The sequence below is a fragment of the Herbaspirillum rhizosphaerae genome (assembly GCF_001189965.1).
In the GTDB taxonomy this organism is placed as follows: Bacteria; Pseudomonadota; Gammaproteobacteria; order Burkholderiales; family Burkholderiaceae_D; genus Herbaspirillum; species Herbaspirillum rhizosphaerae.
In genome coordinates, this window is the sequence record NZ_LFLU01000004.1 from 235,995 (window position 1) to 254,916 (window position 18,922).

Consider the following 18,922-nt stretch of genomic DNA (forward strand, 5'->3'; position numbering starts at 1 on the left):
ACACTCCTTGCAGTTTGGTTACACCTTGTTTCGCTTTCCTGATCGAAGATAACTGCATGCATGCGATCAATAGTCGTCATTCGATTTCAGCACGCGCAACTTCTTATATTTTTTACTGCGCGACTTTCTGAAACGAACATGAATTGACGACTGACTCAGTTGCACCTTAGCTGCACTATTCGCACCACCGCACCGTCAGGAGAAATCTCGTGAATAAAAAAAGCCTCGCCTGGATCGCCACAGCAATTTTTTCGCTGGCGTCCGGCATGTCGCAAGTCTCCGCGCAAGACATGAATCGTCCGCCGGCCGTGTTTACCCAGGAAGACCTGGATCAGATGCTGGCGCCGATCGCCCTCTACCCCGACTCTCTGTTGGCGCAAGTATTGATGGCGGCAACCTATCCGCTGGAAGTGGTGCAAGCCGCCCGCTTCATGGACAGCCGCCCCGGCCTGCAAGGCGACGGCCTGGCGCGCGCCATTGCGCCGATGCCGTGGGATCCCAGCGTCAAGTCGCTGGCGCAATTCCCTTCCGTGCTGGCGATGATGAATGACAAGCTGGACTGGACGCAGCGCCTGGGCGACGCTTTCCTGTCGCAACAGGCCAACGTGATGGACACCGTGCAAAACCTGCGCGTCAAAGCGCAAATCGCCGGCAACCTGCAATCGAGCGACCAGCAACGCATCCTGGAACAAGATCAGATCATCGTGATCGAACCGGTCAATCCGCAGGTGATCTATGTGCCTTATTACAATCCGACCGTCGTGTACGGCGGCTGGTGGTGGCCGCAGCGCCCTCCTGTCTATTGGGCGCCGCCGCCACGCTATCGTCCGCCCAACTATAACGTTTCGATCAACGTCGGCATATTCTTCGGCGCGGGAACCGGCATCGTCCGCTCGGTCTACAGCGACGCCCGCCCCGACTGGCGGCAACATCATGTGCTGGTAAACAATGTGCGCATCAATAACGTCAACGTCACCAACAACGTGACCAGGAATGTCACTGTCAACAACCAGCCTGTGGTGTGGCAGCACAATCGCCGCAATGGCCCGAATGATCGCCGTCCGGACGTCGGTAATGTGTCGCGCCCGAATGTCGCACCTGCCGCCCCTCCCGCACCGGCACCCCATGTGCAGAATGCGCCCATGCCGGCGGTAGCACCGGTGCCGGCGCGTCCGGAACAGCGTCCGGGCCAGCCGCCGGTTACCGCAGGGCGTGACAATCGCGACAATCATGACAATCGCGACAATCATGACAATCGCGACCGTCCCGACCGCAATCCGCACAACGAGCAACGGCCGCCGCAGGCACGGCCTCCGCAAGCGCTGATGGCGCCGAACAATCCGCCTCAAGCGCAACAAGCCGCGCCTCGTCCGCAACCGGCGCCACAGGCGCATGCGGCCCCGCCCGCACCGCAGATGCCGCCGGCCCGTCCGGTTCGCCAGGAAAACGAACATCGTCAGGAACGCCCGGAACAGCATGCCCAGCAGCCGCAACAACGCCCGGCGCCCGAAGTTCGCGCACCGGCGCCACGTCCTCCTGAAAGACAGGAAGCGGCGCCACGCCCCGAACAACGGCCGCAACGCGATGAACGCGCCAATCGCCGTGACGACAAGTAGCAGACAGGCAATGCCCGGCTGCAACATGAGGCGAGCAGACTGACGCGCGGGCCGACGAACTTGGCTGAATACGGCGCTGAATACGCTATAATCTCGGCTTCCGAGACGTGACCAGACGCTATCCGAAGGGTTGGATCCTCCAGCCCTTTTTCGTTTCCGTCACATCCATACCAGCGACCTCGCTCTCAATGACCGCGCAGTCCGCTCATGGCTCTCATCGCTAACGCCTTACGACCCACCGACTCACGATGCAAGACATTACTTCCGATTTCGAGAACGAAGACGCCGGCTCGCGCAGCAAGGCTCCGCTTGAGCTGATCGCGCGCGAAGTGGCGCGCCGCCGCACCTTCGGCATTATTTCCCACCCCGATGCGGGCAAGACGACGCTGACTGAAAAACTGCTGCTGTTCTCGGGCGCGATCCAGCTGGCCGGCACCGTCAAGGCGCGCAAGAGCGGTCGCCACGCCACCTCCGACTGGATGGAAATCGAAAAGCAGCGCGGCATCTCGGTGGCCAGCTCGGTGATGCAGTTCGAATACCGCGACCATGTGGTCAATCTGCTCGACACCCCGGGCCACCAGGACTTCTCGGAAGACACCTACCGCGTGCTGACGGCGGTCGACTCCGCCCTGATGGTGATCGACGCCGCCAAAGGCGTGGAAGAACAGACCATCAAGCTGCTCAACGTCTGCCGCATGCGCAACACGCCGATCATCACCTTCATGAACAAGATGGACCGCGAAACCCGCGACCCGCTTGAGCTGCTGGATGAACTGGAATCGGTACTGAAGATTCAATGCGCGCCGGTGACCTGGCCGATCGGCATGGGCAAGAATTTCCGCGGCGTGTATCACCTGCTGCGCGACGAAATCATGCTATTCAAGGCCGGCGAAGAGCGCGCCGACGGCAGCGTCGAAATCATCAAGGGCATCGACAATCCCAAACTGGTGGAAATGTTCCCACTGGAAATCGAACAGCTCAAGATGGAAGTCGAGCTGGTGCATGGCGCATCGCATCCGTTCAGCCTGGAAGACTTCCTGGCCGGCATCCAGACGCCGGTGTTCTTCGGTTCAGCGATCAACAACTTCGGCGTACGCGAAATCCTCAACGCCCTGCTCGACTGGGCGCCGGGTCCGGGCGGACGCGACGCCACCGTGCGCAGCGTGGCGCCGAACGAAGCGCCGTTTTCCGGCTTCGTGTTCAAGATCCAGGCCAACATGGACCCGGCTCACCGCGACCGCATCGCCTTCCTGCGCGTGTGCTCCGGCCGCTTCGAGCGCGGCATGAAGCTCAAGCATCTGCGCCTGAACCGCGAGATCAAGGTGTCATCGGTGGTGACCTTCATGGCATCGAGCCGCGAACAGGTGGAAGAGGCCTACGCCGGCGACATCATCGGCTTGCCGAACCACGGCAACATGCAGATCGGCGACAGTTTCTCCGAAGGCGAACTGCTGCAGTTCACCGGCATCCCCTACTTCGCGCCGGATTTCTTCCGCGTCGCGCGCATCCGCAATCCGCTCAAGATCAAGCAGTTGCACAAGGGCTTGCAGCAGCTCGGCGAAGAAGGCGCAGTGCAGGTCTTCAAGCCGACCAACAACAGCGACCTGATCCTCGGCGCAGTCGGCGTGCTGCAGTTTGAAGTCGTGGCGAGCCGCCTGCTCAACGAATACGGCGTCGACGCCGTGTTCGAAGGCACCAGCATCAGCAGCGCACGCTGGGTGACCTGCGAAGACAAGAAGATGCTGGCCGATTTCGAGAAATCCTCGGCCGGCTTCAACCTGGCGCACGATGCCGCCGGCAACCTGGCCTACCTGGCGACCTCAGGCGTCAACCTGCGCCTGACGCAGGAACGCTGGCCGGAAGTCACCTTCCACGCGACGCGCGAACACGCCGCCAAGCTGGATTGAGCATATCGGGACCGCCCGCGCCGCAATAAAAAATCCCCGCCAGATGCGGGGATTTTTTATGACCGGTGAGGCCGGCGAGATAATCGCCAGACAATCAACGCATCAGGCATTCACGCGAATCGAGAAGTCGACGCCGACGCCGCTCCACCATTCCTGCTCTTTCTGCATCCAGTACGACACCGTCGGGTGGTTCCGCACCCAGTCGCTCTTGATTTCCAGATCGATGCGATTTTTCATCTTCAGGCGAATATCGTCCCAATCCAGCGTGATGTGCGAGTGCATGAACATCACCGCCAGACGCAAGGCCAGCACCGCCTTGGCGAAATCGGCATCGGACAGCACCTCGCCGATTTTGCGCAGATTGCCTTTCTGACCGAGGATCAGCGTGCTCATCACGCGCTGCTCGCGGGTAGTGAATCCGGGCAGATCGGCATTTGCGATCAGATAGGACGAATGCTTGTGGTAACTGCTTTGCGACACCACCAGACCGGCTTCGTGCAGCAAGGCGCTCCAGTTCAGGTACTTGGAATAGACCTCGTTGCCGGGCTTGAGCATCTCGAAAAATCCGAGCGCCGTCTCTGCCACCTGGCGCGCGCGCAACTCATCGATATGGAAACGGCGGCTGAAATCATCCACCGATTGCTCACGGCGATCGCGCTGCGTGGCGCGCAATTGCAAGTCCCACATCACGCCCATGCGCAGACCGGCTTCCACCGGCGTGATCACGGAGATGTTCAGCTCCTGCATCAAGCCGATCAACACGGCCAGACCGCCCATGATGACCAGCGCGCGGTCCGGTTTCATGCCGGTGAGTTCGATATTGCTGGCGTGGCCGAAGGCGATCAGGCGCTGCTTCAGTTCTTCAACGCTGGCCGGCGTGACGCGACCGTCGCCCATGCCGTTGCGGGCAATCGTGTCGGCGATCGCGCGCATGGTGCCGGACGATCCATAGACCTTGCTGCGATGCTGGGCGCCGAACGGCACGACGGCGTCTTCCACATGCGAGCGCGCCGACAGGATGGCGCGTTCAAAGGATTCTTCGTCGATGACGCCGTCGGAGAAAAATGCCTGACTCTGATTCACCGTGCCGATGCCGAAGGATTCAACCCGCTTGATGTCGCTGCCGCGACCGAGGATGACTTCGGTGGAACCGCCGCCGATGTCGATCACCAGGCGGTCCTCATCCGGCAGCGCCAGGGCGCCGGCGACACCCATGTAAATCAGGCGGCCTTCTTCCTCGCCGGAAATGATTTCCACCGGATAGCCGATGGCGCGCTCGGCGTCAGGCAGGAACTCATGTGCATTCTTGGCCACGCGCAAGGTATTGGTGGCCACCACGCGCACCGCGTCCAGCTGGTAATCGCGCAGGATGGTACGGAAACGCGCCAGGGATTCGACCGCGCCGGCGATGGCCTGCGGCGTCAGCTTCCCGTTCTTGTCCAAGCCGGCTGCCAGGCGGATGGGGTCGCGCGCACTCTTGATCACGCGTATCGAATCACCCTCATGCTTGCCTATGTGCATACGGAAGCTGTTGGAGCCAAGATCTACTGCTGCAAACATTCAATCCCTTTCAATCGGGGGTATTTCCGGAAATTATTTAGCAAATTTTAAAAAATGCTGGCGAACTGACACAATAGTTGCCTAGCATGACAGTTTCATGACATCCGCACGAATCTGACAATACATCGCAAAAGACCTTCTCGTCATCTTGAAAAGCCGGCAGATACGCGGCCTTGCATACATCGGGCAATACAAACATGCTCGCAGCCAACGGGGAAATAAGGTCTAATAGCGCCAGCCCATATTTTAACGATTTAAACATGCCCGGTATTCTTTATCTCGTACCCAACACCCTGGGTCCGGCCGACACGGCGGACGGCGATGTACTCGCCTCCATCCTGCCGGCCGAAGTGCAGGCGCTTGCCGCACGCCTCGACTATTTTGTCGCGGAAAACGCCAAGACCACGCGCGCCTTCCTGAAACTGATCAACGCCAATTATCCGTTGAGCAAACCTTTGCAGGAAATCAAGATCGCCGAACTCAACGTCAACACCGAAGCGGCGGCGCTGCCGGCTTTGCTGGCGCCGTTGCTGGCGGGGCAAGATGCAGGATTGATTTCGGAAGCCGGCGTGCCGGCGGTGGCCGATCCTGGCGCCAATCTGGTCCGGCTGGCGCATCAGCAAGGCATACAGGTGCGCCCGCTGGTCGGCCCCTCGTCCTTGTTGCTGGCGGTGATGAGCAGCGGCCTGAACGGCCAGAGCTTCGCCTTCAACGGCTATCTGCCGACCGACGCGGCGCAACGCGCCAAACGCATCAAGCAACTGGAAGAGCGCTCGCGCCAGGAAAAGCAGACGCAATTACTGATCGAGACGCCCTATCGCAACGGCGCCATGCTGGAAGCGCTGGCCACTGCCTGCAACGGTACGACGCTCATCAGCGTCGCCACCGATCTGACGCTGGCGAGCGAAGCCATCAAGACGCAGACGGCCGGCAAATGGAAAAACGATATCGCTGCGGGCAAAACGCCGGACTTTCACAAGAAACCTACCGTGTTTTTGCTGCTGGCAGACTAACAATCAGGTCACTGCTTGCGCCCCATGCTGGCGTTAATCCAGTCAGCAATACGCGTCACGACTTCCTGCTCAATGCCGTTGTAGCCGTGATAGGCCATGGCTTCGCAAGGATCGCCCTTGCTGATCCCGCCACGCACGCTGATCAGTTCTTTTTCAGGCACCGCGCTCAGCGCATCCATCAGACGCGGCACGTCGCTGAATGCACAGACCTTGCAGTTATCCTGCTCGTGATGCAGAACCAGCACGGGAATGCGCAGACGCTGCAGCGGCATGTCGGGGACGGCGCTCCCGCCCCTGTTCTCGCGCAGAAGGGTCGACGTCAGGACCAGTCCGTCCGGGCCGCCGCCGGCCTTGTCCAATTGCGTCGAGATAAAGGCGGCAGACTGCGTGCCGCGGCTGGTACCGACCAGCCAGACCGGGATTTCCGATTGTTGACGCAGCCATGCCATGACAGCCTTGATGTCTTCAACATGCTGGGGAGTCTCGCGAAAGCCGGTGAGAAACGGATACGATTGCCGGTCCGACGGCGCATCCACGACGGCAACGGCAAATCCGTGCTTAACAAATAGCTGACGCGTACGCACGAGAAAATTACCTCGTCCGGCGTCCAATTTCCCTTCGGGAGAGATACGCAAAATCCCGTCTCCTCCTGAAAACAAGATCACGGATGCGACGGGATGCGGAGGAGCCAGATAAATAAAGCGCTGCGTCGCGCCGGGACGTGTCGGCAAGTCGACAACCTGACGGGAGAACTGTGGCGCCGGATTTTCCTGCGACCATGCTGTCGCCACGGCAAACGGCGCCAGCAAGATGATCAGGGCAAACGCTCGGAGCACACGAAGCACTCCAGCGACAAGAGCAAGACTCCCCGGATGTCTGATCGCATGCATTGCAGCCTCCTGCATTGAATTCGTTGCCGATGAAAAAAGGCGACGAAGCCGTCGCCTTTTCATGAGCAAATATACCCCAACTAACGCAACTGAATCGCGCCGCCCGACAACATCGACTTGGCGACGCCGCTGCCGACCGCTACGCCGAACTTCTTCAGCACGCGCTCAGGCAGACCTTCGGTCTGGGTGTAATCGACCAGGTCTTCCGCCTTGATCACGTCGCGCGCCACGCTGTCGACGGTGCCGTAGCCGTCGGCCAGGCCCATTTCAACCGCTTTGGAGCCGATCCAGAACAGGCCGGAGAAAGTTTCCGGCGTTTCCTTCAGGCGCTGGCCGCGGCCCTTGCGCACGGCGTCGATGAATTGCTGGTGAATGTCGCTCAGCATTTGCTGGGCGTATTCCTTTTGCTTGGCGTTTTGCGGGCTGAACGGATCCATGAAGCCCTTGTTCTCGCCGGCAGTCAGCAGACGGCGCTCGACGCCGACCTTGTCCATCAGGCCGGTGAAGCCGAAGCCGTCCATCAACACGCCGATGGAGCCGACGATGCTGGCCTTGTTGACGTAAATCTTGTCGGCCGCGGCAGCGATGTAATACCCGCCGGATGCGCACATTTCTTCCACCACCACGTACAGCGGCTTCTTCGGATATTCCTTGCGCAGGCGCACGATTTCATCGTTGATCATGCCGGCTTGCACCGGGCTGCCGCCGGGGCTGTTGATCTTGAGGATGACGCCCATCGAATCGTCGGCGGCGAAGGCCTTGTCCAGCGCCGGGATCACCGCTGCGGCCGAACCGCGGCCTTCGGCCTCGATGGTGCCGTTGATTTCAACCAGCGCGGTATGCGTGCCGACCGGCTCCGCGTCCGACTTGGTGTAATTGAATGCGGTCCAGATCACGAAGACGAACACGGCCAGTCCGGCGATCTTGAAGAAAATGCTCCAGCGGCGGCGTGCGCGCTGCTCCTTGACGGCGAACAGCGCCAGCTTTTCCAGCACGTCGCGCTCCCAGCCGCCCTTTTTGTCGTCGGCAGCGGCCGATGTTCCGGTAGTAGGCGGCACCGGCGGCGGCGATGCAGGAGTTTGCGGCGGTTGCGCTTGAGGATTTTCGAATTCGTTATTGCTCATATCGTCACTCTGATAGACAGCCCGAAGAAAGCCAACATGCCGGCTTCGGCTGCCTGGGTTCCCGCATGGCTTATGCCAGCGCGGGCCTTACATAATCATCGGGCGTCCAGAAGATGCCGCCGTCTTTCTCGAACACCGTGATTTTACGCAAACGCGCGCCGCGGCAAGGGCCGCCTTCGCATTTTCCGGTCTCCGGCGCATACACGGCGCCATGGGTGGCGCACATGATATACAGGCCGCTGGATTCGAAGAACTCGCCTTCGTCCCAGTCGAGTTCGATCGGCACGTGCGCGCAGCGATTCAGATAACCGTACACCGCACCGCCGTAACGCACCACGAAACCGGTCGCGTCGTCGCCATGCACCGACACGGCAAAGCGCTTGCCTTTGCCGCCTTCTTCGATGTCAGCCGAATCACATACCGGAATCGCTACTTCATCCATTGCAGGTTTCCCCCGATGTTGCCATGCGTTGCTAAGCGTTTTCGTTGAGCCACTGATGCAGGACCTTGATCGAACCGGCGCTATACAGCGGATTCAGCGCCTGCAACTGCTCGACCGGATGCGCGCCGAATTCTACCGCAACCCCGGCCGCACCTGCATTAATGGCCATCTGCAGATCGTGCGTGGTGTCGCCGATCATCAGCGTGCGGTTCATCTCCTGGCCCAGTTCGCGCGTGAGTTCCTGCAGCATGGCAGGATGCGGCTTGGAGAAAGTTTCGTCGGCGCAACGCGTCGCATCGAACATCGACAGCAGCTTGGTGCTGTTGAGCGCACGATTCAGACCGACCCGGCTCTTGCCGGTGGCGACCGCCAGGAAATAGCCTTGCTGCCCGAGATCCTCCAGCATCTCCTTGACGCCGTCGAACAGGGTCAGGTCCTTGTCCTGGCCGAGGTAGTGGTGACGGTAGCGCTCCACGATGCGCGGGTAGTACTTGGGATCGACATCGGGAATCGCCGCCTGCATCGCATCCTGCAAACCCAGGCCGATCACGTAGGAAGCAGCGCTTTTGTCGGGAATCGGCAAGCCCAGATCGCGGGCGGCTGCCTGGATGCACCTGACGATGGTCGACGTGCTGTCCATCAGCGTGCCGTCCCAGTCGAACACGATTAAATCAAATTGCTTTCTTGCCATGTCTCACTTTTCAACATAATCAAAATAGGTGTACCGGCGGCTGGCCACAGTCCCGATCAGGCAGTCTCCGCCCCGGCGTCGTTTGCATCCAGGCTTTTCAGGAAGCGCAGGCACTCCGGCGGCAAGCCTGCCTTGAGCGTCACCGTCTTGCCGCTGTCCGGATGCGTAAAACTGATCTGGTGCGCATGCAAGAACATGCGCTTGAAGGCGACGCGTTCGCCGTCCGCCTTCTGCAATGCTTTGTTCAGCGTGAAATCGCCGTACTTGTCGTCGCCCACGATGGCAAAACCGCTGGCCGACAAATGCACGCGTATCTGATGGGTGCGACCGGTTTTCAGTTCCGCTTCGAGCAAGGCAAATTCGCCATAGCGGCGAATCAGCGAAAACACGGTGTGCGAAGCCTGGCCGTCATCCTGCACGCGCACGCGGCGTTCGCCGTCGGCAGTGCTGTATTTGTGCAGCGGCAGCTTGATGTGCTGGCGCGCATTCTTCCAGTCGCCATGCACCAGCGTCAGATAGCGCTTGTCGGTCAGGCCGTCGCGGATCTGCTCGTGCAGGTTGGTCAGTGCAGAACGTTTCTTGGCCAGCAACAAAACTCCCGAGGTGTCGCGGTCGAGACGATGCACCAGTTCCAGGAATTTGGCGTCCGGGCGCGAGGCGCGCAGTTGCTCGATGACACCATAACTGACGCCCGAACCGCCATGCACGGCAACGCCGGCAGGCTTGTCGATCACCAGCAGATGATTATCTTCCAGCAATATCTTGAATTCCGCGCCGGGGGCGACGGCGGCCGATGCCTTTTCGGCAATACGGATCGGCGGCACGCGCAGGACGTCCCCGTCTTGCAGACGATAAGTCTGGTCGATACGGCCCTTGTTGACACGTACTTCGCCGGAGCGCAGGACACGGTAGATATGGCTTTTGGGCACGCCCTTGCAGACGCGCAAGAGGAAATTGTCGATGCGTTGACCGGCTTCCTCTTCCGAAATCGTGAGCAGCTGGACTTGCGGCGAAGCAGGTGCAGATTGGGTAGACGCTGGTGATTCAGGCTTTTCAGGCGTCTTCCCAGAAAATCTCGCTAAGTCCTTCATTTTGAATATATAATCGCTCGACGCTGGTCAGAAAACCGGTGTCAGTGTAAGAATAAAAAAGACCATTCTACACAGAGGCGTCTTCATCAGCCTCGCTAATTTGCAAATTTGATGGGGGGAACCACGAAAAATCGCAGCATGCGGCGACAGGGTCCTGTCGGCAAGCCTCGTACACCCTACGAAGACATTGTGGACGCGACATTTCTCCGCGCGGATTGGACGGTTCCTCAAAAACGTGTACGCATCATCCCTGCGCGAGTCCAGTTTGCACCGCAGTTGCAATCGGATAACGCACTTGGATGTTGAACAGATGTGTTTGGATTATCAGGATAAAGTCTGGCAAGACCTTCAGTTGAAAAACGAAGTGCTTGCCGGTTGATGCAAGTGAACCCGATTCGCCGATTTGCCAACTTTTAGAAAAATGCTTCGTTTGGCTCTTGATGACAACTTACCGTCCACAGCGACCGTGACCGCCTCATGCGGAACGGCAAGCGTGGATACGGAGTTGCTCGGCTTCCCGGTTCACCGCATCCGCGCCCCGTTGTGCATGAGTGCCGCCGCCAAGGCGCACTCCACACACTAAGGCAATTCCCTCCCCCAATCACTTCGTTCTCGCGTACATCCTTGTACTTATGGCGTACTTTTAAAAAGCGCCATTACGGCCTCAGTGCCACGGAGTGAAAAACATGAAACGTATGTTGTTCAACGCTACGCAGCAGGAAGAGTTGCGCGTAGCCATCGTTGACGGTCAAAAACTGATCGACATCGATATTGAAGCCACCGGACGCGAACAGCGTAAATCCAACATTTACAAAGGCGTCATTACCCGCATCGAACCTTCCCTGGAAGCCTGCTTCGTCAATTACGGCGAAGAACGCCACGGCTTCTTGCCGTTCAAGGAAGTTGCCCGCACCTATTTCAAGGAAGGCATCGATGTCCGCAATGCTTCCATCAAGGAAGCCCTGCGCGAAGGCCAGGAAATCATTGTCCAGGTCGAGAAGGAAGAACGCGGCAACAAGGGCGCAGCCCTGACCTCGTTCATCTCCCTGGCCGGCCGCTACCTGGTCCTGATGCCGAACAACCCGCGCGGCGGCGGCGTTTCCCGCCGTGTCGAAGGTGAAGATCGCCAGGAACTGCGCGAAACCATGGACAAGCTGGACCTGCCCAACGGCATGTCCGTCATCGCCCGCACCGCAGGCATCGGCCGCAACGTCGACGAACTGCAGTGGGATCTGAACTACCTGATGCAACTCTGGCGCGCCATCGAAGGCGCCGGCCAGTCCGGTTCCGGCGCGTTCCTGATTTATCAGGAATCCTCGCTGGTGATCCGCGCGATCCGCGACTATTTCCAGCCTGACATCGGCGAAATCCTGATCGACACCGACGACATCCACGAACAAGCCCAGCAGTTCATGGCGCACGTGATGCCGGACATGGTTCACCGCGTCAAGCGCTATCACGACGACGTGCCGCTGTTCTCGCGCTTCCAGATCGAACACCAGATCGAAACCGCCTACTCGCGCACCGTGCCGTTGCCTTCCGGCGGCGCCATCGTGATCGACCACACCGAAGCCCTGGTTTCGGTCGACGTCAACTCGGCCCGCGCCACCCGCGGTTCCGACATCGAAACCACCGCGTTCTACACCAACCTTGAAGCCGCCGACGAAGTGGCCCGCCAATTGCGCTTGCGCGATCTGGGCGGCCTGATCGTCATCGACTTCATCGACATGGAAAACGCCAAGAACCAGCGCGAAGTCGAATCCCGCCTGAAAGACGCCCTGCACCACGACCGTGCCCGCGTCCAGATGGGCAAGATCTCGCGCTTCGGCCTGATGGAATTGTCGCGCCAGCGCCTGCGTCCGTCGCTGTCCGAAGGCAGCCACGTGACCTGCCCGCGCTGCAACGGCACCGGCCACATCCGCGATACCGAATCGTCCGCATTGCAAGTCCTGCGCATCATCCAGGAAGAAGCAATGAAGGAAAACTCCGCCGCCATCCATGTGCAGGCGCCGGTCGACGTCGCCGCTTTCCTGCTCAACGAAAAGCGCGGCGAAATCCTGAAGATCGAAACACGCCACCGCGTGACGGTCATCATGATCCCGAACAAGCATCTGGAAACCCCGCACTACAAGCTCGAGCGCATCAAGCACGACGATCCGCGCCTGGACGACGCCCAAGCCAGCTACGCCATGGCCGAACAAGCCGAAACCGACATCGGTTACAGCAAGCGCCAGAAGGAAGACGTCAAGCCGCGCCAGGAAGCCGTCGTCAAGGGCATCACCCCCGACCAGCCTGCCCCTATCGTCGAACGCAAGGTCGCTGCTCCGGCAGAACCGGCGCCGACGCTGGCGCCGGAATCGGGCTTCTTCAGCAAGATCTGGAGCTTCTTCCGCGCCAAGCCGGCAGAACCAACACCTGTCGCCGCTCCGGTTGAAACCAAGACCCCGCAAAAGCGCGAACACGCCGACCGTAACGGCCGCAACCGCAATGGTCGCAACCGTAACGGCCGCGGCCGCAACGAGCGCGAAGAACGCGACGGCGCTGCACCGGAAAAGAATGCCCGCGAAGAATCCGGCAAGCAGGACGCTGAAGCCAAACCGGCGCGTCAGCCGCGCCCACCGCGTGAGCCGAAGGAAGCGCGTGAACCGCGCGAGCCGCGCGAAGGCGCAGAAGGCCGCGGCGATCGCGAAAATCGTGAACCGCGCGAACCTCGCCAGCCACGCGAAGCCCGTGAAAACCGCGAGCCGCGCGAAGGTACCGAAGCACGCGAACCGCGTCCGCCACGCCAACCGCGTCCACCACGCGAAGAGCGCAAGGATCTGCCGAAAGCTGACGAGGCGTTGCCATTGGAAGCCGCACTGGCAACCGGTGTCGCTGCCGTAGCAGTCGAAGGCGCCGAATCCGCGCAAGTCGTCGGCAATCAAGTCGAAGGTACGACCGAAGAAGGAGAACCACGTCGTCGTCGTCGTCGCGGCGGCCGTAACCGTAATCGTCGTGATCGCGAACAAGGCGATAACGTCGGCGGTGAAAACGCTGAAGGCGAACTGGCAGACGGCGAAGAGTCGGCACCAGTTGCGGCACAAGCGGCAGCTCCGGCTGACGATGCAGCAGAACGCCCTTGGTACGAGAAAGCCCCGGCAGCACCGACAACACCAGCAGTGGTGAATACGGTTGCTGAAGTGGCGGCTCCCGCCGTTGCCCCGGTCGTCACTCCTGCCGCCGAGCCTGTTGCAGCAGCACCTGCAGTCGAAACTGCACCGACACCTGCACCTGTTCAGGAACCGGTCGTGATCGCTGCGGAAGCGCCTGTGGCTCCTGCTCCGGTTTTTGCTGAACCTGTTGCTGAATCTGTTGTGGAAACTGCCCCAGTTGCACCGGCCCCGGCTCCTGTCGTCGCCGAAGCACCGGCAGCACCGCAACAAATCAGCCTGTTGCCTGAAGCAGCTGCTCCGGCAGCCGTGGAAGCAGCACCGGTTGAAGCTGCTCCGGCACCAGTTGTTGCCGCCCCTGCCCCTGCGCCGGCTCAGGCAACTGTCCAGGCCGCTGCGCCAGCCGCCAACGGCAAGCAGCAATGGAATGACCTGCACGACATGCTGTCGTCGGCCGGCCTGACCCTGGCAAGCACCGATCCGGAAAAGCTGCGCGCCGCCCAGGCTGCCGCCGCCCAGATCGTGCCGCCGGTGCACGTGCCGCGCGAACGCAAGCCATTGCCGCCGCAATCGACTGATCCGCTGGTTCAGGTCGAAACCCGTCGTTGATGCATCCGTCGGCATGCACTGATGCCGACGCTGCACTGAATGAAAAAAGGGAGTGAAAACTCCCTTTTTTCTCGTCTGCCGTTTCGGTAATAAAACAAGCAGAAACCGCCTGCACGCGCAATGACTGCAATCGGCATTTTTTGCCGTTCAGAAACAAAAATCCCGCGCAACTATACGCTGTGCCTTGCTGCGGATATTGGTTCTGTACACTGTCTAATCCCCGGCCTCGTGCTATCGTAGCGAGTATGAACAAGCGCATCATTCCCATCTTCGACGAACGCCCGATCGGCGGCTCCGCAGCCATTCCCGCGCTGCTGGAAGCTCCGACCGGTTTTCTGACCGATGCCTTGATGCGACCGCTGCACGACCTGCGCATTTCGGTCACCGACCGCTGCAACTTCCGCTGCGTCTACTGCATGCCCAAGGAAGTGTTCGACAAGGATTACAGCTTCTTGCCGCACGCCTCGCTGCTGTCTTTTGAAGAAATCACCCGTCTGGCCACGCTGTTCGCTGCCCACGGCGTCGAAAAGATCCGCCTGACCGGCGGCGAGCCGCTGCTGCGCAAGCACCTGGAGCGCCTGATCGGCATGCTGCATGCGATCAGGACGCCCGACGGCCGCGAACTCGACCTGACCCTGACCACCAACGGCACCCTGCTGGCGCAAAAGGCGCAGGCCTTGAAAGACGCCGGCCTGAAACGCGTCACCGTGTCGCTGGATGCGCTGGACGACGCCAACTTCAAACGCATGAACGATGTCGACGTCTCGGTCTCCCAGATCCTGCACGGCCTGGAAGTCGCGCACAAGGTCGGCCTGGGTCCGATCAAGATCAACATGGTGGTCAAAAAAGGCGTCAACGATCACGAAATCCTGCCCATGGCGCGCTATTTCAAGAACACGCCATTCGTCCTGCGCTTCATCGAATACATGGACGTCGGCAGCTCCAACGGCTGGCGCATGGATGAAGTCGTGCCGTCCAGCGACGTCGTCGCGCGCATCCACGCCGAAATGCCGCTGGAAGCAATCGATGCCAACTACGCCGGTGAAACCGCACAGCGCTGGCGCTACAAGGACGGCAGCGGCGAAATCGGCGTCATCTCCAGCGTGACGCAGGCTTTCTGCCACGATTGCAGCCGCGCGCGCCTGTCCACCGAAGGCAAGATCTACACCTGCCTGTTCGCCAGCGAAGGCCACGACTTGCGCGGCCTGCTGCGCGGCGACCGCAGCGATGCCGAGATTTCATCCGCCATCGCCGGCCTGTGGCGCCGGCGCGGCGATCGCTATTCCGAACTGCGCAGCGAAAACAAGGGCTCGTCCACGACATCCATGCCGCAAGTCCGCAAGGTGGAAATGTCGTATATCGGCGGGTGATCGCCGTGCCTATCGCGCCTCGGCAGATTACGGGACTGACCACAGGATTGATACTGGCCGGCGGACGCGGCAGCCGCATGGGGCACGTCGACAAAGGCTTGCAGGCGTTTCGCGGCAAGCCCCTGGCGGCGCATGCGCTGGAGCGTCTTTCCGCGCAGGTGCATCGCCTCGCCATCAATGCCAATCGCCATCAGAACGACTATGCGGCGCTGGGAGCCGGCTTTGACGCCCCGGTGTGGCCCGACCTCCTTTCGGACTTTCCCGGCCCGCTGGCGGGGCTGCACAGCGGCCTGACGCATTGCACTACCGACTACCTGGCCGCCGTCCCCTGCGATTCGCCATTGCTGCCCGCAGACCTTGTTGCCAGGCTCGCCGAAGGGCTGGCACAGGACAACGCCGACGCAGCGCTCGCGGTAACCGGCCACGATGACCAGCAGCAACGCCATCCGGTGTTCTGCCTGCTGAAAAAAACGCTGCTGCCGTCGCTGTCGCAATTTTTGCAGGAAGACGGCCGCAAGATGGACCGCTGGTTTGCCGCCATCCATACCGCCGAAGTGCATTTCGACGACGAAGCCGCTTTCAGCAACGTCAATACCTTGCAGGAGCTGCAGGCATTGGAATTGGGCGGGAATCAAATAGCAGAATCAGCAAAAACAGCAAAATCAGCAAAATCAGCAGAATCGAAAAACTGGAATCAGAATAAATGACTCAGCTCTCCCTGTCCGACATCGTCAGCTGCGTTTCGGGTTACGACCCCGACGCCATGACCGTGCCGCAAGCGCAGAAGATCATCCACGACTTCGTACAGCCGATCGCCTCGGTGGAACAGGTCGCCATCCGTAGCGCCCTCGACCGCACGCTGGCGACTGACATCGTCTCGACCATCGATGTCCCGGCCAACGACAATTCCGCCATGGACGGCTACGCCCTGCGCGGCGACGATCTGGCCGACGCCAAGACGCTGAGCTTGCGCATCGTCGGCAGTGTGCATGCCGGCCAACGCTTCGACGGCGCCGTCGCCGGCGGCGAATGCGTGCGTATCATGACCGGCGCTGCCATGCCTGCCGATTGCGACACCGTCATCCCGCAAGAATTTACCGAGAACGCCGGCGACACCTCCGTGACCATTCCGGCCGGCCGTGTGCGCCGCGGCGACAACCGGCGCCTGCGTGGAGAAGATTTGCGCGACGGCCAGGTCGCGCTGCGCGCCGGCAAGATCCTGCGTCCGGCCGATATCGGTTTGCTGGCCTCGCTGGGCGTCGCCGAAGTCGGCGTCAAGCGGCGTCTGCGCGTGGCCTTCTTTTCCACCGGCGACGAATTGCGCTCGGTCGGCGAGCCGCTGGATCCCGGCTGCGTCTACGACTCCAATCGCTATACGCTGTACGGCATGCTGACGCGCCTCGGTTGCGACATCATCGACATGGGCGTCGTCAAAGACGATCCGGTGGCGATGGAAGCCGCCTTTCGCAGCGCCTGCGAACATGCCGACGCCGTCATCACCTCGGGCGGCGTATCGGTCGGCGCCGCCGACTACACCAAGCAGACCATGACCAAACTGGGCGACATGCTGTTCTGGAAAATCGGCATGCGTCCCGGTCGCCCGATGGCCTTCGGCCGTATTGCCTCGCAAGGCCGCGGCGCTTACCTGTTCGGCCTGCCAGGCAATCCGGTGGCGGTCATGGTCAGCTTCTATTTTTTCGTGCGCGATGCCTTGCTGCGCATGTCCGGCGCCACCGCCAGTCCGCTGCCGCGGTTGAAGGTGAAATCCTTGTCCGCCATACGCAAGAAACCGGGCCGCACCGAATACCAGCGCGGCATCCTGGCGGCCGATGATGACGGCGAATGGAAAGTGCGGCTGACCGGCGCCCAGGGTTCCGGCATCTTGCGCTCCATGTCGGACGCCAACTGCATCATCGTGCTGGATGACGCACAAGGCGACGTGGCCGCCGGCGACGCGGTGCAAGTCGTGCTGTTCGACGGCTTGACGTAACGGGGCACGGCGATGTCGCTGCTCCTGCGCTTTCGCCAACTGCATGACCATGCGCGTGCCGAACCGCTGGTCTCGTGGGAATTGCGCCGCGACAGATTGCAGCGCCTGCGCCATTTGCTGATCCGCCACCAGCACGACATCGCGACCGCCATCAGCCATGACTTCGGTAACCGTTCACAGCACGAAACCCAATTCCTGGAAGTCTTCACCAGCCTGCAGGCCATCGATCACGCGTTGGCGCATGGCCATATCTGGATGCAGCCGCAGTCGCGCCGCACGTCTGTCTGGTACCAGCCCGCGCGCAACGTCTTGCTGCCGCAGCCTCTCGGCGTGGTCGGCATCATCACGCCCTGGAATTATCCGCTGCTGTTGACCATCGGTCCGCTCAGCGCTGTACTCGCAGCCGGCAACCTGGCCATGATCAAGCTGTCCGAACACACCCCGGCATTCGGCGCGCTGTTCGATCAGTTGATCCGGCAATCTTTTTCGGACGATGAAATCGCCGTCATTCATGGCGACGCCGGTGGAGGCAACGGCAACGTCGCACTGGCGCAGGAATTCTGCGCCCTGCCTTTCGACCATCTGGTCTTTACCGGTTCGACCGCAGTCGGCCGCGAAGTCATGCGCGCCGCCAGCGCCAATCTGACGCCGGTGACATTGGAGCTGGGTGGCAAGTCGCCCGCCATCATCGGGCCGTCCGCCGACTTCCGCCATGCGGTTACGCGCATCATCAGCGGCAAGTTGCTGAACGCCGGCCAGACCTGTATTGCGCCCGATTACGTGCTGCTGCCGCAAGGACGCGAACAGGCCTTCATCGAATGCGCCCGCGACGTCGTGGCCCGGTTCTATCCATCCCTCAATGACGAGCGCCTGCCGACCGACGATTACACCAGCATCGTCAATCAGCGCCACTATGAACGGCTGGCATTGCTGTGCAGCGATGCCCAGCAACGCGGCGCGCTACTGACTCCGCTGAGCCGGCGCGCGCCGCACGCATCGACGCGCCTGCTGCCGCCGCTTGTGGTGACGCAGGCCACAGCCGAGGCGCGCATCATGCAGGAAGAAATTTTCGGCCCGCTGCTGCTACTGGTCACGTATGAAAAAATCGGCGACGCCATCGCGACCGTCAACGCCGGGCCGCGTCCGCTGGCGCTGTATGTGTTCGATCAGGATGAACGCATCGTCGACCGGGTGCTGCAACAGACCGTCTCCGGCGGCGTTACCGTCAACGACACGCTGCTGCATATCGCGCAGGAAGACCTGCCCTTCGGCGGCGTCGGCGCGTCGGGCATCGGTGCGTATCATGGGGAAGAAGGCTTCCGGCGTTTTTCGCACATGAAGCCGGTATTCAGGCAAAGCCGCCTCAATGCCATGCGGCTGTTCAGTCCGCCTTACGGCAAGGCGTTTGCGCTGTTGATGAAGTTGTTGATTCGCTGAGTCTTTGTCGGTCTCATAAGACCTATAGGACAC

14 protein-coding genes are annotated in these 18,922 nt (G+C 60.9%); 8 read left to right on the forward strand and 6 right to left on the reverse strand.

Translation table 11 applies throughout. The features are described 5' to 3' along the window. Positions 1–209: 209 nt before the first annotated feature. Positions 210–1,616 carry a DUF3300 domain-containing protein gene (locus AKL25_RS08360; RefSeq protein ID WP_050477181.1) on the forward strand — a complete coding sequence of 469 codons (1,407 nt, stop codon included), beginning with the start codon at positions 210–212 and terminating at the stop codon, positions 1,614–1,616. A gap of 248 nt (positions 1,617–1,864) precedes the next feature. Beyond that, positions 1,865–3,523, forward strand: coding sequence for a peptide chain release factor 3 (locus AKL25_RS08365; protein ID WP_050477182.1), 1,659 nt, complete (start codon positions 1,865–1,867; stop codon positions 3,521–3,523). 102 nt (positions 3,524–3,625) lie between these two features. Here AKL25_RS08365 and AKL25_RS08370 read toward each other — a convergent pair whose 3' ends face one another. Continuing rightward, complete coding sequence (locus tag AKL25_RS08370; protein ID WP_050477183.1) at positions 3,626–5,083, reverse strand: Ppx/GppA phosphatase family protein; 1,458 nt, start codon at positions 5,081–5,083, stop codon at positions 3,626–3,628. Positions 5,084–5,343: 260 nt separating this feature from the next. Here AKL25_RS08370 and AKL25_RS08375 point away from each other — a divergent pair, with 260 nt between their 5' ends. Continuing rightward, positions 5,344–6,096, forward strand: a complete 753-nt coding sequence (locus AKL25_RS08375) for an SAM-dependent methyltransferase (protein ID WP_050477184.1) — start codon at positions 5,344–5,346, stop codon at positions 6,094–6,096. An 8-nt stretch (positions 6,097–6,104) separates the two neighbouring features. On the opposite strand, the gene AKL25_RS08380 is transcribed toward AKL25_RS08375, so the two are convergent. The 5 genes from AKL25_RS08380 to AKL25_RS08400 form a co-directional block, all read right to left on the reverse strand. Further along, the gene (locus AKL25_RS08380) at positions 6,105–6,986 is read right to left on the reverse strand and encodes an alpha/beta hydrolase (RefSeq protein WP_050477185.1); all 882 of its coding nucleotides are present in this window, start codon (positions 6,984–6,986) and stop codon (positions 6,105–6,107) included. 80 nt (positions 6,987–7,066) lie between these two features. Further along, the gene (locus AKL25_RS08385) at positions 7,067–8,110 is read right to left on the reverse strand and encodes a S49 family peptidase (RefSeq protein ID WP_050477186.1); all 1,044 of its coding nucleotides are present in this window, start codon (positions 8,108–8,110) and stop codon (positions 7,067–7,069) included. 70 nt (positions 8,111–8,180) lie between these two features. Next, positions 8,181–8,552 carry a Rieske (2Fe-2S) protein gene (locus AKL25_RS08390; RefSeq protein WP_050477187.1) on the reverse strand — a complete coding sequence of 124 codons (372 nt, stop codon included), beginning with the start codon at positions 8,550–8,552 and terminating at the stop codon, positions 8,181–8,183. A gap of 31 nt (positions 8,553–8,583) precedes the next feature. Then, positions 8,584–9,243 carry an HAD-IA family hydrolase gene (locus AKL25_RS08395; RefSeq protein WP_050477188.1) on the reverse strand — a complete coding sequence of 220 codons (660 nt, stop codon included), beginning with the start codon at positions 9,241–9,243 and terminating at the stop codon, positions 8,584–8,586. Positions 9,244–9,299: 56 nt separating this feature from the next. After that, a complete protein-coding gene (locus tag AKL25_RS08400; RefSeq protein ID WP_050477189.1) occupies positions 9,300–10,334 on the reverse strand; it encodes an RluA family pseudouridine synthase in 1,035 nt (344 codons plus the stop codon). Between the two features lie 686 nt (positions 10,335–11,020). On the opposite strand from AKL25_RS08400, the gene AKL25_RS08405 reads away from it, so the two are divergent. From AKL25_RS08405 to AKL25_RS08425, 5 genes are all read left to right on the forward strand, one after another. After that, positions 11,021–14,092, forward strand: coding sequence for an Rne/Rng family ribonuclease (locus AKL25_RS08405; protein WP_050477190.1), 3,072 nt, complete (start codon positions 11,021–11,023; stop codon positions 14,090–14,092). Between the two features lie 245 nt (positions 14,093–14,337). Next, positions 14,338–15,462, forward strand: a complete 1,125-nt coding sequence (gene moaA, locus AKL25_RS08410; RefSeq protein WP_050477191.1) for a GTP 3',8-cyclase MoaA — start codon at positions 14,338–14,340, stop codon at positions 15,460–15,462. Continuing rightward, positions 15,459–16,169 (forward strand): molybdenum cofactor guanylyltransferase MobA, encoded by a 711-nt coding sequence (gene mobA, locus AKL25_RS08415; RefSeq protein WP_050477192.1) that lies wholly within the window; start codon positions 15,459–15,461, stop codon positions 16,167–16,169. Before moaA ends, mobA begins: the two co-directional genes overlap by 4 nt. Next, entirely contained in the window at positions 16,166–17,452 is a 1,287-nt protein-coding gene (gene moeA / locus AKL25_RS08420) for a molybdopterin molybdotransferase MoeA (RefSeq protein WP_050477193.1), read from the forward strand. Before mobA ends, moeA begins: the two co-directional genes overlap by 4 nt. A 12-nt stretch (positions 17,453–17,464) precedes the next feature. Continuing rightward, positions 17,465–18,889, forward strand: coding sequence for a coniferyl aldehyde dehydrogenase (locus tag AKL25_RS08425; protein ID WP_050477194.1), 1,425 nt, complete (start codon positions 17,465–17,467; stop codon positions 18,887–18,889). Positions 18,890–18,922 lie beyond the last annotated feature (33 nt).